Here is a 14,445-nt window from a genome sequence, read left to right as displayed (position 1 = left end):
CTGCGCACGCACTGCCGGACGTGCGCAACCGGTGGGTTTGCGGGCAGGGTCGCCGCCGGCAGGGCAAGCGGCGGCGAAGTCGTTACAGCAGACTCTGGAAGCGCACCGGGCGGATGATCCGTGTTTCCTGGGCGATCACCAGATGCGCCGAGGACTGCAGGTACTCGCGGAAGTCCGGGTCGCTGTCGCGGGCCAGGGCGCGCTTCTCGAAGTCGTCCAGGCTGTCGTAGCCCCAGAGGTGCACGACCTGGTTCAGCGGCCCGATGCAACTGGTGTAGAAGGCCAGCGGCCGGCCCAGGTGGCGCAGCAGCACCGGCATCGCCAGGCGCTCGAAGACATCGAGAAACTCGGCCATGCCGCGCGGCCTGATGGTGTAGGTGCGGTGGTCGACGATCGGTTTAGGGTTCATCACACAGCCTCCCGGTAGCGGGTCGCGGGTCGCTGCGCTTCGGCGCGGGCCAGATGGCGGCCGGTGAGGTAGCCGAAGGTCATGATCGGACCGAGGGTGATGCCGGCGCCCGGGTAATTGCCGCCCATCACGCTGGCGCGGTCGTTGCCCACCGCGTACAGGCCGGGGATGGGCGCGCCGCTCTCGCCCAGCACCTCGCCCTCGAGGCTGGTGCGCAGGCCATCGAAGGTGCCGAGGTCGCCCATGATCACCTTCACCGCGTAGAACGGGCCGCTGGCGACCGGCGCCACGCAGGGATTGGGCTTGTGCTCCGGATCGGCCAGGTAGCGGTTGAACGAGGTGCCGCCACGGCCGAATTCGTTGTCCACCCCGCGCTCGGCGCCGAGGTTGTACTGGCGCACCGTTCCCTCCAGCCCCTGGGGATCGATGCCGGCCCGCAGCGCCAGTTCGGCGAGGGTCGCGCCCTTGAGCAGATAGCCGCTGCGCAGCAGCGGACGTAGCGGCATCGGCGACGGCTTGGCATAGCCCAGGCCGTACCTGGCCATGGTGATCCGGTCGCAGACCAGCCACATGGCGGTCTCGCGCTGTCCAGCGCAGGCGCGGATCAGCGCGGCGCCGACGTCGTGGTAGGAGTCCGACTCGTTGGTGAAGCGCCGGCCGTCGCGCAGCACGCCGATGACGCCTGGCTTGTAGCGGTCGAGCAGGTGCGGGAAGACCCCGTGGCGGCCCCTGCCCAGCGGCACCCTGGAAACCGGCATCCAGGCCGCGGCCTCGGGGAAGCGCAGCTCCGCCTTGCCGCCGACGGACTCGGCCAGGTAAAGGCCATCGCCGCTGTTGCCGGCCGGCACCGGCGACAGGTGCTCGCCGCCATGGCGCAGGTGCGGATAGGCCCGATGGATGCGCGCCAGGTCTTGGGAAAAGCCGCCGCAGGCCAGTACCACGCCGCGCCGCGCCTCGATCCGTTGCAAGCCCTGCGGACCGCGGACCAGGGCGCCGATCACCCGACCGTCCTCCAGCAGCAGTTCGCTGGCTGGGGTGCGGGTGTGGATCGGGATGCCCAGGTCCAGCGCCGACTTGGCCAGCCGCGCGGCCAGGGCGTTGCCGCTGGTCACGTTGATGCCGCGGCGGTACAGGAGCAGCTCCTTGAAGTGGGTGGCCAGGCGCCTGGCCACGTAGGCGAACGAAGTCGGCGAGCGGGTGGCCCTGAAGAAGTGCTTCAGGTCGGCGTTCGACGAGTTGAACATCATGCCGATGAAGGTGATGGTCTCCAGGGGCGGACGCAGACGCGCCATGTCCTTGCCGAGCCGGCGGATATCGTAGGGCGCCGCCAGCACCGAGCGGCCGATATCGACGCCGCCGGGCAGCGTCGGGTGATAGTCGGGATAGAGGGTCGGGACGAACCTGACCTCGGTTTCGCGCTCGAAAAACTCCAGCATTTCCGGGCCATGTTCGAGCAGGGCGTCCACCGCCCGCTCGTCGAAGAAAGCCCCGGTCTCGTTCTGCAGATAGGTGCGCGCCGCCTCGCGGCTGTCCTGCACGCCGGCGGCCCTGGCCAGATGGTTGCCGGGAATCCACAGCACACCGCCGGAAAAGGCCGTGGTGCCGCCGAAATACTCCTCCTTCTCCACCACCAGCACGTCCAGGCCGTGCTTCTTCGCGACGATGGCGGCCGACAGGCCTCCGGCGCCGGAACCGACGACCAGTACGTCGCAGGTGAGTGCGGGAGGCGGGGTTTGCGCGGTCATGAGCAGTCTCCTTGCCGAACGGGCAGGCTGGGGCGCGCCCGCACCGGAAAGCGGCGCGCGCCGATGAACGGGGGACGGGATTCAGTCCTGGCGGACGGTGACGGGCGACTCGAAGCCGGGGCGCGGGATCAACGCCATCGGCATACTCTCCAGGCCGCCGTCGACGGTCAGTTCGGCGCCATTGACGTAGTCGGCGCGCGGGCTGGCGAGAAACAGCACGGCATCGGCGATGTCGCCGGGCTCGCCGATCCGCCCGTTGGCGGTCATCGCGCAGCGTTGGCGTTCGATCTGCGGGTCGGCATAGAAGGCAGCGGACAGGGGCGTGCGGATCAGCCCCGGACAGACGACGTTGCTGCGCACGCCGCGCGCTCCCCATTCGCTGGCGATCTGCCGGGAGAGCATGCACACCCCGGCCTTGGCCGCGCTGTAGGCGCCGCTCCAGGTCTGCGGCGCATGCGCGGCGATCGAGGCGATGTGCACGATGCGCCCGCGGCCGCGGCCGCGAGCCAGCATCGAGCGGCCGAAGGCCTGGGAACAGAGCAGGTAGCCATTCAGGTTGACCGACAGCACCCGGTTCCATTTCTCCAGGTCGATGTCCTCGATGCCGCCGGGCTGCAGCACGCTGGCGTTGTTGACCAGTACGTCGCAGCCGCCGAAGCGGCTTTCCACCAGGGCGGCCGCCCTGCGCACGCTCTCGGGGTCGGCGATGTCGCAGGCCAGAACCTGCACGGGTTCGGCGGCACCGACGGACAGTCGCTCGGCGAGATGCGCGCAACCGGCCTCATCGCGGTCCAGCAGCACCACCCGGGCGCCCTGCCCGACCAGCGCGGCGGCGATTTCGCGACCGATGCCACCGGCCGCGCCGGTGACCACACAGACAGCCGAGTCGAGCCCCAGCCAGTTACCGTTGTTGTTGTTCATGACCATCTCCGGCACTCACGCAGGGCGGCGCACCATGCGCCGCGTTTTATTGTTGTCGGCCCTCGGGCCCTGCACGTGGAGGGATGTTAGGAGGATGCGGCGGCCTTCCAGAATGGACGAAATCGGCAACCACCCCGACATTTCGGGCAAAAAAGCGCATTCGGAAAGGATCGAATTGACCGGTCCGGCCGCTTCGGGCTAATCAAGGAAGGCAAGGAGCCCAGAACAATGAACAAGATTCCCAGCTACGCCCTCTATGGCGAAGCCGCTCAGCCGGTCTGGCACGAATCCCTCCACGTCGAGACCATCTCCAACCGCTCCGGCGCCTACGACTGGTCGATCGAGCCGCACCGCCACGACAGCCAGTTGCAGATCCTCTACCTGCAGCAGGGTGGCGGCCGGGTGCTCTGCGACAGTGTCCACCTCGCGGCCCATGCGCCCTGCATCATCCAGATCCCGGCGCAGAGCGCGCACGGCTTCGACTGGCAGGGCCCGGTGGAAGGCAAGGTGGTCACCGCCCTGCAGCCGCCGCTGGAATCGGTGGCCGAACCCCTCGCCCCCGGCCTGCTGCCGCTCTTGCGCAACCGCCGGTTGATCGAGCTGCCGCACTGGAGCGCGACGGAAGACCCGCTGCTGCTCCTGTTCGCCGCCCTCGAGGAGGAATACCTGGCCCGCGGGCGCGAGCATATGGCCTGCAGCACCGCCCTGTTGTTGGCGCTGCTCGTCCAGATACTCCGCCTGGGCGAATCGGCCGCGGCCGAGCCGGGTCAGCCGCGCGGCCGGCGCAGCCAGCAGATCCGCCAGTTCCGCGAGCAGGTGGAGATTCATTTTCGCAGCCACCGCCCGGTCAGCGATTACGCCGACCTGCTCGGCATGACCCTGGCGACCCTCGGCCGGCTCTGCCAGGAGCGACTGGGCATGAGCCCGCTGGCGGCGATCAACGCCCGACTGCTGCTCGAGGCCCGGCGCGAACTGGCCTATTCCAGCCGCAGCATCAAGGAGATCGCCCACGACCTGGGCTTCTCCGACGAAGGCTATTTCAGCCGCTTCTTCCGCCGCCACACCCGCCTGACGCCCAGCGAATTCCGCAACCAGGTACGGCAGGGACAGCTCTAGGCGCGTCCGCCCCCAGCGCCGGGAGGCGACTGGCCGGCCATTCCCATCGGCACGTTGCGGACAGCGGGGCGTACGACTTTCGCGGCCAGCCGGCGATCGGACCCTGGAAGTCACCGATGCGATAAAAGGCTCCGGGCATCCGAACGGAAATCAGCGCCCTGTTCTTCCCCGCTCGTCGATCCGCGAACCACGAAGCCTGCGCATGGACGAGCGCCCTATCTTTCGCCTCATCCCGCCCTCACCGCCCCCACATTCGAACAGCGCCGAAAAAAAGTACCAGCCCCCGGAAAGAAGCGCGCTAGCCAGTCAAGTCGCCCCCTCGTTAGCTTTGATCCGCCGGCCTTCGGTGTGCCGGCGCCATTCGCCTACAACTACAACAAAGGAAAACACCATGACTCATCGCGAAGAATCGCGGGGGCTGCTGTTCGGCATGCCCTTGTCCCTGATCTGGGGCTATATCGCCATCGCCCTGTTCATGACGGGCGACGGCATCGAACTGGCCTTTCTGTCACGCTATGTCGTCGATCTGGGTTTCTCGGCTACCCAGGCATCCCTCCTCTTCACCGTCTACGGATTGCTGGCGGCCCTGTCCGGTTGGAGTTCGGGAGTATTGGCCGACGTATTCGGGCCGAGGCGGATCATGCGTATCGGCGTGGCCGCCTGGATTCTCTTCCATGCACTCTTCCTGGTCTTCGGCCTGGAGGAAAAGAACTTCTCCTTGATGGTGCTGTTCTACGGCATTCGCGGCCTGGCCTATCCCCTGTTCATTTACGCCTTCGTCGTCTGGGTCGCCCAGGTGACGCCACGCGCCCGCCTGGCTTCGGCCATGGGCTGGTACTGGACGATGTATTCGATCGGCATCGGCTTTCTCGGCACTTATCTGCCGAGTTTCAGCATTCCGCATATCGGCTTCATGGGCACCCTGTGGATGGCCATCGCCTGGGTGGCGACAGCGGGCGCCATGGTCGTGTTCCTGGTCAAGGACCGGCAGGCGGAAGACAGCGGCGCCAGCCGCAATCCGGCCGAGCGCTTTCATGAACTGGGCCGCGGCGTCACCATCCTTTTCCGGCACCGCGGCATCCTCGTCGCCGCCATCGTGCGGATCATCTGCAACCTGACGCTGTTCGGCTTCCCGGTGATCATGCCGCTGTTCTTCACCTCGCCCGAGGTGGGCTTCAGCATGGAGCAATGGCTGCGCATCTGGGGCGCCCTGTTCATCGTCACCATCTTCACCAACGTGATGTGGGGCCTGATCGGCGACCGGATCGGCTGGGTGTTCCAGATGCGCTGGTTCGGCTGCGCCGGATGCGCGCTCGCCACCCTGGCCTTCTACTACGTGCCGCTCGCCTACGGCGCCAGCTTCCCGGCCGCCGTCCTGGCCGCGGCCGCCCTGGGCGTCGGCGTATCCGCCTTCGTACCGATGGGCGCCATCTTTCCGGCCATGGCGCCGGAACACAAGGGCGCGGCCATTTCGGCCCACAACCTGGCCGCCGGCCTTTCCAACTTCATGGGGCCGGCCATCGCCACCCTGAGCATTTCCGCCGTGGGCGTGGAAGGCGTGGTGTGGATCTACGCCTCGCTCTACCTCGTCGGGGTGGTGCTGACCTATTTCATCCATGTCGAACAGCCCGGACTCGAGCACAAGGCCAGGTCCGGCCCACGTATCCCGCACTCATCGAACGCCAGCAAAGCCATCTGAACAGGAGAGGCCATTCATGAAAGCTCTGGTCCTGGAAAAGCAGCACGACCTGAAGATCCGCGACATCGACCTGCCCACGCCGCCAGTGGGGCCGGACGACGTGCGCATCCGCATCCATACCGTCGGCGTGTGCGGCAGCGACGTGCACTACTACACCCACGGGCGCATCGGTCATTTCATCGTCGACCGGCCGCTGGTGCTGGGACACGAGGCGGCCGGCACGGTCGTCGAGGTCGGCAGCGGCGTCACCCGCCTGGCCGTGGGCGACCGCGTCTGCATGGAGCCCGGCATTCCCGATCCCAAGTCGAAGGCCTCGCGCCTGGGCCTCTACAACGTCGATCCTTCGGTCGTGTTCTGGGCCACCCCGCCGGTGCACGGCTGCCTGACCCCGGAAGTCGTCCATCCGGCGGCTTTCGTCTATAAACTCCCCGACAACGTCGGCTTCGCCGAGGGGGCGCTGGTGGAGCCCTTCGCGATCGGCATGCAGGCGGCCGTCAAGGCCCGCATCAAGCCCGGCGACGTCGCCGTGGTCATCGGCGCCGGCACCATCGGCATGATGACCGCCCTGGCCGCGCTGGCCGGCGGCGCGAGCCGGGTGCTGGTGTCCGACCTGATGGTGGAGAAGCTGGCCATCGCCCAGCGCTATGAAGGCATCACCGCCGTCAACGTGCGCGAGCGCTCCCTGCGCGACGCGGTGGCCGAGGTCACCGACGGCTGGGGCGCGGATGTGGTGTTCGAGGCCAGCGGTAGCGCCCGGGCCTATGGCGATGCACTGGCGGCGGTCTGCCCGGGCGGGGCGCTGGTATTGGTGGGCATGCCGGTCGAGCCGGTGCCCTTCGACGTGGTGGCGGCCCAGGCCAAGGAGATCCGCATCGAGACCGTGTTCCGCTACGCCAATGTCTACGAGCGGGCGGTGAACCTGATCGCCAGCGGCAAGGTCGATCTGAAGCCGCTGGTCTCGGCGACCTACCCCTTCGAACGGGGTGTCGAGGCCTTCGAGCGGGCCGCCAGCGCCCGGCCGGGCGATGTGAAGGTGCAGATCACCTTCGGCGACGGCTGATCGCGGCGTCTGCCTTGCGCCGAGGGCCGGAAGGAATCTCACAGGGTGATACGGGTATGGAATTCAGCGAGAAGCCCTCGGATCTCGAGGTGATCCTCAACGAGCCGCAGCACAGCTTCCGCTGGTACGAGCACGATTACCCCTTTCCCTTGGCGCGCTGGAACCATCACCCCGAGTTCGAGATCCACCTGATCCGGCGCGGCACCGGCAAGTTGCTCGCCGGGGACTATATCGGCCATTTCGGCCCCGGCCATGTGGCGCTGATAGGCCCCGGACTGCCCCACGACTGGATCGGCGATCTGGCGCCGGAGCAATGCATCCGCGGGCGCGACCTGGTCCTGCAGTTCGACGGGGAAAGCCTGCTGCGGTTGCGCGAAAGGCTGCCCGAACTGGGCGAACTCCAGCCCCTGTTCGAGCGGGCCCGGCGGGGCGTCGAGTTCACGGGGCAAACGGCCCGCCATGCCGCCCGCCTGCTGGAAGCCATCGGCCGGGCGGCCGGCCTCAGGCGCCTGCTGCTGTTTCTGTCGCTCCTGGAAACCCTGGCCCGCGCCGGCGCCGCCGAGAGCCGCACGCTGGCCAGCCCCCACTACTCGCCCCGCTTGGACAGCCTGACGACCAGACGGATCAACCAAGTGTTCGATTACATCCTGGACGATCTGGCCGGCGAGATCCGCCTGTCGGTCATCGCGCGGCGCCTGCGGATGAGCGAGCCGGCCTTCTCGCGCTTCTTCAAACGCACGACCGGGCACACCTTCGTCGATCTGATCCGCAAGCTGCGCATCCAGCGGGCCTGCCGCCTGCTGCTGCAAAGCCGGCAGTCGATCGCGGACATCTGCTTCCAGGTCGGCTATGGCAATCTGTCGAACTTCAACCGCCACTTCCGTCACGAGATGCACGAGACGCCCAGCGAGTACCGCCGCCGGCTCGGGCAGTCTCCCGGCCCGGCGGCCGGCGGATCGGCAGCGGCCAGCGCCGATCCGCCATGAACGCGCTCAGGCCGCGCTCTGCCTGTCGGGCGGCGCGACGCCGCTCTCCACTCCGCCCGAGGCGGTTTCCAGGGTTTCCTCCGAGGTACGCGAGGCGTCGTCCTCGGTCTCGATCTGCTCGCACGCCTCGCACCAGTGCCTCGCCTGCTGGCCTTCCGGACAACCTTCCGACTCCCAGATCCGGTAGGCCCGTTCGCGTATGCGTTGTTCGTCGTGACTTGCGTTCATTTCACCGTCCTCCGCTGAAGGGGGCCGCCGAAAGGACATCGGCAGACACCGGGGACTCTGGTCGAAGCAGCGCTCGCGAACGGGGCGGCACGGGCCTCGCCCGGCGCTGCAAACCCCAACTGTAGGAGATCGTCCGCGCCATACCCTGCGCCATGGGGAGGCGGACGGATGGACGGCGCTCCGGGCGACCGGGGGTATTAGAACCGTCCCCGCCAGAGAATCGCTGCGGCCGCCAGCCCGACGCACACGACCAGCCCCCGCATCGTCGGCAGCAGGCCGGCGGCGTCGATCAGCGCACCGATGCCGAGGATGCCCAGGGCGCTGCCCAGGTAGCCGGCCACGTAGAACAGCGAACTCAGGGTGCCGCGGTGCTCCGCCGGGGCGATGGCCGCCAGGTGTCCCATGGCGCCGACGAAGGAGGCGCCGTAGCCGACCCCGCAAAGCAGGGTGAACAGGCAGAAGCCCCAGGCCAGGCCCTGCGCCAGGCTGAAGGTACAGCCGGCCCAGCCGGCCGCCAGCAGCATGCAACCGAGGCGGATGGCGCGCCCGGCGGGCAGCCGCCGGCAGAGGAACTGGGTGACGCCGGCGGCGATCTGGAAGGCGGCGACTATCAGTCCGGCGGCGGCCAGGGCACCGGCCGGCAGCAGCGAGGCCAGCAGGGTGGAGCCCAGGGCGATGAACAGCGAACCCACCGCCCAGCCCAGCACCAGTACCGCGCAGACCATGGCGAAGGCCGGCCACAGCGAGGCCATGGCCCGCCCCAGCGGCTGGCGCGCGGTCGGGCGCTCGGCGCATGCCGGTGTCTTCGCCGGCCGCGGCCAGTCGCCGAAAACCAGTCCCAGGCCGGCGAGCAACGCCAGCGCGGCGATCAGCAGAAAGGGCGAACTGCGCGGCCAGAAGTCCAGGTACAGCGCCACCGAGCTGATCACCGGGCCCAGCGCCGCGCCGGCGGTGAAGGCGATGCTCGCCAGGCTGGCGGCACGGCGCTGCCGGTCCAGGTTGTCGAAATCCATCAGCGCGGCATTGGCGCTGCCGGTCAGGGCGCCGGTACCGAGGCCGGCCAGCAGGCGGCCGAAGAACAGCGCCTGCGGGTCGTCGGCGAAACCGAAGGACAACGCGCCGAGGCCGACCACGGCCAGGGCCGGCAGGAGAATCAGCCGGCGGTCCGGCAGGCGGTCGGAAAGCCCGCCGAGGGCGGCGAGCGACAGCAGCACGCCGAAGGCGTAGACCGCATAGAGGGCGCTCAACACGACCGAGGGGAAGTTCCACAGCGACTGATAGAGCCCGTACAGCGGCGAAGGCGTGGTGCTGCCGAGCAGGGCGCCGACCAGCGCCAGGGCGAGGAAGGCACGGGGAACGGCCAGTCGACCGGACAGGGGCAAGGGCGGCGGCAACGAAGCGGTCACGGCAAGGGCCTCGAATGAACCGCGGCCGGAACGGGCCGCGAGCGATGACTGGGCGGGGCGGCGCCGTCGTTCGCGCGACGGGAACGGCAGCCGGCTGGGTTCGCGCGGGACCATTCTCGCAGTTGGGGCCGCCGTTCCACAGGTATTTTTCCTGCAAGCGCCCGGACTATTTCCATCCGCCGCCCATGCCGCTCAGATCCCGGCCGGCTGTGCGGCGGCCCGTTCCGGGATTTCCCGCTCCGGCCGCGCCGCCAGGGCCCGGCCGGCGATGTAGCCGAAGGTCATGCCCGGCCCCAGGGTGATGCCGCCGCTCGGGTAATGGCCGTTCATCACATGCGCCATGTCGTTGCCCACCGCGTACAGGCCGGGAATCGGCGCGCCGCCCTCCCCCAGCACCCGCGCCTCGGCGTCGGTGCGCAGCCCGGCGAAGGTGCCGAGGCTGCCGGGCACCAGCTTCAGCGCGTAGAACGGCGCGCGAAGGAGCGCGCCCAGCGACGGATTCGGCCCGTGCAGCGCCTCGCCCTGGGCCTTGTTGTAGGCCGAGGCGCCGCGCCCGAACTGGGGGTCGACGCCGCGCTCCGCGCCGAGGTTGAAGGCTGCCACCGTGGCTTCCAGTTGGCGGGCGTCGATACCGCACTGGCGGGCCAGTTCGCCCAGGCTGGCGGCCTTGTGCAGATAGCCCTTGCGCACCCAGGGCCGGGTCGGGAACGGAAACGGCCGCGACCAGCCGAGACCGTAATGGCGCTGCGCCCGCTGGTCGCAGATCAGCCAGGCCTGGGCGACCTCGTCCGCCGGCGTGGCGGCGAACAGGGCGCTCATGAAGTCGTGGTAGGAGTCGGCCTCGTTGACGAAGCGCCGGCCGTCGCGGCGCACGGCGATGAAGCCGGGCTTGGCGCGTTCGAGCAGGTGCGGGAAGCCGCTGAAGCCGCCGTCGCCGCGCGGCACCCGCGACACCGGCGCCCAGGCGGCGGGATTCGCCAGATCGCCGGCGACCTGCCCGCCGACGCTCTCGCCCAGGCGCAGGCCGTCGCCGGTATTGCCCTTGGGCGCGGCGGACAAGTGTTCGCTGCCGCTCGGCGCATGGACGAACAGTTGCGCGATGCGCCGCTGGTCATGCGGGAAACCGCCGCAGGCCAGCACCACGCCACGGCGAGCACGGACCTCGAGCAGCGCTCCGCCCCGCTCGATGCGCGCACCGACCACCGCCTCGCCGTCGCGCAGCAGGTCGCGCGCCGGCGCCTCGGTGAACAGACGCACCCGACGGTCCAAGGCACTTTTCAACAGCCGCGCCACCAGCGCGTTGCCGTTGACCAGATGCATGCCACGGCTGTGCCACAGCAGGTCGCGGAAATGCCGCAGCAGGCGCCCGGCCACGTAGAGCGCCGAGCGCGGCGAGCGGCGGGCGTTGAAGAAATGCGCCAGATCCACGCCGCCGGCGATGCCCATGCCGGCCAGACTGATCAGGTCCAGCGGCGGGCGCAGCCGCTCGATCCAGGGACCGAGCTGGCGGCCGTCGAACGGCTGGGCGCACAGCGAGCGGCCGCCGCGGACGAAACCGGGCGACTCGTGAAAATCGGGCATCCGGCTGCCGGAGAAAAACTGCACGGCGGTGCGTCGCTGGAAGAACTCGACCATCCGCGGCCCCTGCTCCAGAAAGGCCTCCATCCGCGCGTCCAGGCGCTCGCTGTGCAGCTCGTGGCGCAGATAGGTCTCCGGCTGTTCGGCGTCCTCGACCACGCCCTCGGCGATGGCCAGGGGATTGCGCGGAATCCACAGCCAGCCGCCCGACCAGGCGCTGGTACCGCCCAGCCAGGGCTCCTTCTCCGCCACCAGCACGTCGAGCCCCTGCTCGGCGGCGGTCACCGCCGCGGCGAGGCCGGCGGCACCCGAGCCCAGGACGAGTACATCGCAATACTCGGGCAAGGGCTGGCTATCGACACTGTGCATGACGATCTCCCCTTTGGTTGTCATGATCGAACGGACCTCTCCGCCGGGGAGAGGGACCGGGAGAAGTGGACATCGGACGACATTCCGGCCACCCCCTCTCCCCAACCCTCTCCCCGAGGGGGAGAGGGAGCAAAATGTGTCGCGGCTTTCGGGTAGCGGCTGGCTACCGGCTCCGTGCATGAGGATCTCCCGTCCGGTCGTCACGATCGTCTCCCCTCTCCCCCAGGGAGAGGGGCCGGGGGAGAGGGCCGTTGGGCGGCAGTTCGGCCACCCCCTCTCCCCAACCCTCTCCCCGAGGGGGAGAGGGAGCAATGTGTCGCGACTTTCGGGTAGCGGCTGGCTACCGGCTTCGTGCATGACGATCTCCCGTCCGGTCGTCATAATCGTCTCCCCTCTCCCTCAGGGAGAGGGGCCGGGGGAGAGGGCCGTTGGGCGGCAGTTCGGCCACCCCCTCTCCCCAGCCCTCTCCCCGAGGAGAGAGGGAGCAATGTGTTGCGACTTTCGGATAGCGGCTGGCTACCGGCTTCGTGCATGGTGATCTCCCGTCCGGTCGTCACGATCGTCTCCCCTCTCCCCTTGGGAGAGGGGTCGGGGGAGAGGATCGTTGGGCGGCAGTTCGGCCGCCCCCTCTCCCCAGCCCTCTCCCCGAGGGGAGAGGGAGCAATGTGTCGCGACTTTCGGGTAGTGGCTGGCTACCGGCTCCGTGCATGAGGATCTCCCGTCCGGTCGTCATAATCGTCTCCCCTCTCCCTCAGGGAGAGGGGCCGGGGGAGAGGGCCGTTGGACGGCGCTCAGTCATTCCCCTTCTCCCCGCCCTAATCCCACGGGGAGAAGGGGTAAAAGCCCCCTATTGCAGCGGCGAGAAATCGGTCGGCCGCATCAGTCGCGAGTCGAGGCTCACCACCGCGTCCAGCTCCTTGTTCTTGCGGCTGAACTCCAGCCAGCGCGGATCGGCGGCCATCCGCCCGCGGCGCGCCTGGCGGTCGTCCAGGCTTTCGTAGGCCCAGATGTGCACCACCTGGTTGGCGCCGCCGAACTCGGTGACGAAGAAGCCGACCAGATTACCGAGGACCTCCATCTGCAGCGGCAGCGCGTCGCTCTTATAGAGGGCCAGCCAGTCGGCCAGCCTGGTCGGTTTAATGGTGTAGGTGCGCAGTTCGTAGTACATGCTCGTCTCCAGGTTGGGTTGCTCGCGAAGTCCCGCCGCCCAGGCGTTCGGCGATGTCGCAGGCGGCGATGTAGCCGAAGGCCAGGCCCGGCCCCAGGGTGATGCCGGGACCGGGATAGGTGCCGTCCATGATCGAATTCATTTCGTTGCCGGCCGCGTAGAGCCCGGCGATCGGCCGGCCCTCGCGATCCAGCACGTTGGCGCGGGCGTCGGTGAGCAGGCCGCGCGCCGAGCCGAGGTCGCCGGTATCGATGCGGATCGCGTAGTACGGCGCCCGCTGCAGCGGCGCGATGCAGGGATTGGGCTGGTGCAGCGGATCGCCCATGTAGCGGTTGTAGGAGTTGCCGCCCTTGCCGAATTCCCGGTCGAGGTTCTGCCGGGCGTCGGCGTTGTAGCGTTCCAACGTCCGTTGCAGGGCGGCCGGGTCCACGCCGATGGCCTGCGCCAGCCCGCCGATGTCGTCGGCGCGCAGCAGGTAGCCGGCCTCGATCAGCGCCGAGTTGTCCACCGGCTTCGGCCGGGCCAGGCCCATGCCATACCTGTTCAGCGCCTCGCTGTCGCAGATCAGCCAGCAGGGTGCGTTGGCCCCGCCGTCGGCGAACATGGCCTCGACGAAGCAGTGGTAGGAGTTCGACTCGTTGACGAAGCGCCGGCCGGCGCGATTGACCGCGATCACCCCCGGCTTGGCGCGGTCGGTGACCAGGTGCGGGAAGCGCTCCAGGCTGCCGTCCGGCTTGCGCAGCACCGACACCGGCGCCCAGAAGAAGTTGGCGGCCAAACCCTCGCCGGCAGCGGCGTTCGCCGCGGCGGCCAGGCGCAGGCCGTCGCCGACGTTGGTCTCCGGCGACATGCTCCAGTGCCGGGCGTCGGTCTTCGGCCGGTAGTCGGCGGCCTGCGCGCCGGCGGCGAAACCGCCGCAGGCCAGCACCACCCCGCCACGCGCCAGCACGCGCCGGCGCTGGCCCCGGTAGTCGACCAGCAGGCCCTTGACCGCGCCATCCTCGACGATCAGCGATTCCGTGCGCGTCTCCAGCCAGAGTTCGACCCCCTTGGCGAAGGCGCTGGCGGCCAGCCGGGCGATCAGCGCGTTGCCTACCGTGAGGCGGGTGCCGCGCGGATGGCTCAGGCGATCGACGCCATAGCGCGCCAGCAGTTTCAGGCAGTGCCAGAAGGACTTCGGCGAGCGGCGGATGGCGAGGAAATGCTGGATGTCGACGCGGTTGACCATCATCCCGCCGAACAGCAGCATGCCGTCCGGCGGCCTGCGCAGGTCCTTGAAGCGCTCGCCCAGCCTGCGTCCGTCGTATTCGTCGATTTCCAGGGCGCGGCCCTTGTCGGTGCCGCCGGGCAGGTCCGGGTAATAGTCGGGGGACAGCGGCCGCAGACTGTATTTCAGTTCGCTGTGGCCTTCGAGGAAGGCCAGCGCCTCGCGCCCGCGCTCGACGAAGGCGTCGACCAGCTCGGGCTTGTAGCCCGCGCCGATGACCGCCTGCAGGTAGGTGCGCGTGTGTTCGGCCGGGACATGGATGCCGGCCGCCCGCGCCTGGTCGCTGTCGTGAATCCACACGGCGCCGCCGGAGATGGCCGAGGTGCCGCCGAAGCTGGCGTCCTTCTCCACCAGCAGGACCCTCAGGCCCTTGCAGGCAGCGCTGAGCGCCGCGGCGAAGCCGGCGGCGCCGCTGCCGAGCACCACCACATCGTAGGAAAGCTCCGCCGGACCGCTATCCGGCAGGTGCATGGCTGTGTTCATCGCGTATCGC

Annotated in this window: 12 protein-coding genes; 4 read left to right on the top strand and 8 right to left on the bottom strand. The window is 69.1% G+C overall.

Translation table 11 applies throughout. The features are described from left to right. Positions 1 to 82: 82 nt before the first annotated feature. The 3 genes from AVCA_RS09310 to AVCA_RS09300 all read right to left on the bottom strand — a co-directional run bounded on the left by AVCA_RS09310 (position 83) and on the right by AVCA_RS09300 (position 3,075). Positions 83 to 409, bottom strand: a complete 327-nt coding sequence (locus AVCA_RS09310) for an NIPSNAP family protein (protein WP_012700648.1) — start codon at positions 407 to 409, stop codon at positions 83 to 85. Further along, positions 409 to 2,154: an FAD-dependent oxidoreductase gene (locus AVCA_RS09305; protein ID WP_012700647.1), complete on the bottom strand. Its 1,746-nt coding sequence runs from the start codon at positions 2,152 to 2,154 to the stop codon at positions 409 to 411. Before AVCA_RS09305 ends, AVCA_RS09310 begins: the two co-directional genes overlap by 1 nt. Before the next feature lie 81 nt (positions 2,155 to 2,235). Beyond that, complete coding sequence (locus AVCA_RS09300) at positions 2,236 to 3,075, bottom strand: SDR family NAD(P)-dependent oxidoreductase (protein WP_175555916.1); 840 nt, start codon at positions 3,073 to 3,075, stop codon at positions 2,236 to 2,238. A gap of 228 nt (positions 3,076 to 3,303) precedes the next feature. On the opposite strand from AVCA_RS09300, the gene AVCA_RS09295 reads away from it, so the two are divergent. From AVCA_RS09295 to AVCA_RS09280, 4 genes are all read left to right on the top strand, one after another. Next, positions 3,304 to 4,191, top strand: coding sequence for a helix-turn-helix domain-containing protein (locus tag AVCA_RS09295; RefSeq protein WP_012700644.1), 888 nt, complete (start codon positions 3,304 to 3,306; stop codon positions 4,189 to 4,191). A 391-nt stretch (positions 4,192 to 4,582) separates the two neighbouring features. Beyond that, positions 4,583 to 5,890 (top strand): MFS transporter, encoded by a 1,308-nt coding sequence (locus tag AVCA_RS09290; RefSeq protein WP_012700643.1) that lies wholly within the window; start codon positions 4,583 to 4,585, stop codon positions 5,888 to 5,890. A gap of 16 nt (positions 5,891 to 5,906) precedes the next feature. Further along, the gene (locus AVCA_RS09285) at positions 5,907 to 6,950 is read left to right on the top strand and encodes an NAD(P)-dependent alcohol dehydrogenase (RefSeq protein WP_012700642.1); all 1,044 of its coding nucleotides are present in this window, start codon (positions 5,907 to 5,909) and stop codon (positions 6,948 to 6,950) included. Between the two features lie 56 nt (positions 6,951 to 7,006). Further along, positions 7,007 to 7,936, top strand: a complete 930-nt coding sequence (locus AVCA_RS09280) for a helix-turn-helix domain-containing protein (protein WP_012700641.1) — start codon at positions 7,007 to 7,009, stop codon at positions 7,934 to 7,936. A 6-nt stretch (positions 7,937 to 7,942) separates the two neighbouring features. Here the strand turns inward: AVCA_RS09280 and AVCA_RS27240 are convergent, their stop codons facing one another. The 5 genes from AVCA_RS27240 to AVCA_RS09255 form a co-directional block, all read right to left on the bottom strand. Then, positions 7,943 to 8,164: a DUF2934 domain-containing protein gene (locus AVCA_RS27240; RefSeq protein WP_012700640.1), complete on the bottom strand. Its 222-nt coding sequence runs from the start codon at positions 8,162 to 8,164 to the stop codon at positions 7,943 to 7,945. Between the two features lie 197 nt (positions 8,165 to 8,361). Then, positions 8,362 to 9,570 carry an MFS transporter gene (locus AVCA_RS09270; RefSeq protein ID WP_012700639.1) on the bottom strand — a complete coding sequence of 403 codons (1,209 nt, stop codon included), beginning with the start codon at positions 9,568 to 9,570 and terminating at the stop codon, positions 8,362 to 8,364. A 192-nt stretch (positions 9,571 to 9,762) separates the two neighbouring features. Further along, a complete protein-coding gene (locus AVCA_RS09265; RefSeq protein ID WP_012700638.1) occupies positions 9,763 to 11,517 on the bottom strand; it encodes an FAD-dependent oxidoreductase in 1,755 nt (584 codons plus the stop codon). Between the two features lie 847 nt (positions 11,518 to 12,364). Then, positions 12,365 to 12,685 carry an NIPSNAP family protein gene (locus tag AVCA_RS09260; RefSeq protein ID WP_041807124.1) on the bottom strand — a complete coding sequence of 107 codons (321 nt, stop codon included), beginning with the start codon at positions 12,683 to 12,685 and terminating at the stop codon, positions 12,365 to 12,367. Beyond that, positions 12,654 to 14,435 carry an FAD-dependent oxidoreductase gene (locus AVCA_RS09255; RefSeq protein ID WP_373860940.1) on the bottom strand — a complete coding sequence of 594 codons (1,782 nt, stop codon included), beginning with the start codon at positions 14,433 to 14,435 and terminating at the stop codon, positions 12,654 to 12,656. Before AVCA_RS09255 ends, AVCA_RS09260 begins: the two co-directional genes overlap by 32 nt. Positions 14,436 to 14,445: the final 10 nt, after the last annotated feature.

Source organism: Azotobacter vinelandii CA (assembly GCF_000380335.1).
In the GTDB taxonomy this organism is placed as follows: domain Bacteria; phylum Pseudomonadota; class Gammaproteobacteria; order Pseudomonadales; family Pseudomonadaceae; genus Azotobacter; species Azotobacter vinelandii.
Note: the sequence above shows the minus strand (reverse complement) of the source record. Positions and strands in the feature narration are given on the sequence as shown.

Coding starts and splice junctions, on each gene's coding strand:
- AVCA_RS09310 (WP_012700648.1), bottom strand. CDS start 409: ATGAACCCTAAACCGATCGTCGACCACCGCACCTACACCATCAGGCCG.
- AVCA_RS09305 (WP_012700647.1), bottom strand. CDS start 2,154: ATGACCGCGCAAACCCCGCCTCCCGCACTCACCTGCGACGTACTGGTC.
- AVCA_RS09300 (WP_175555916.1), bottom strand. CDS start 3,075: ATGAACAACAACAACGGTAACTGGCTGGGGCTCGACTCGGCTGTCTGT.
- AVCA_RS09295 (WP_012700644.1), top strand. CDS start 3,304: ATGAACAAGATTCCCAGCTACGCCCTCTATGGCGAAGCCGCTCAGCCG.
- AVCA_RS09290 (WP_012700643.1), top strand. CDS start 4,583: ATGACTCATCGCGAAGAATCGCGGGGGCTGCTGTTCGGCATGCCCTTG.
- AVCA_RS09285 (WP_012700642.1), top strand. CDS start 5,907: ATGAAAGCTCTGGTCCTGGAAAAGCAGCACGACCTGAAGATCCGCGAC.
- AVCA_RS09280 (WP_012700641.1), top strand. CDS start 7,007: ATGGAATTCAGCGAGAAGCCCTCGGATCTCGAGGTGATCCTCAACGAG.
- AVCA_RS27240 (WP_012700640.1), bottom strand. CDS start 8,164: ATGAACGCAAGTCACGACGAACAACGCATACGCGAACGGGCCTACCGG.
- AVCA_RS09265 (WP_012700638.1), bottom strand. CDS start 11,517: ATGCACAGTGTCGATAGCCAGCCCTTGCCCGAGTATTGCGATGTACTC.
- AVCA_RS09260 (WP_041807124.1), bottom strand. CDS start 12,685: ATGTACTACGAACTGCGCACCTACACCATTAAACCGACCAGGCTGGCC.
- AVCA_RS09255 (WP_373860940.1), bottom strand. CDS start 14,435: ATGAACACAGCCATGCACCTGCCGGATAGCGGTCCGGCGGAGCTTTCC.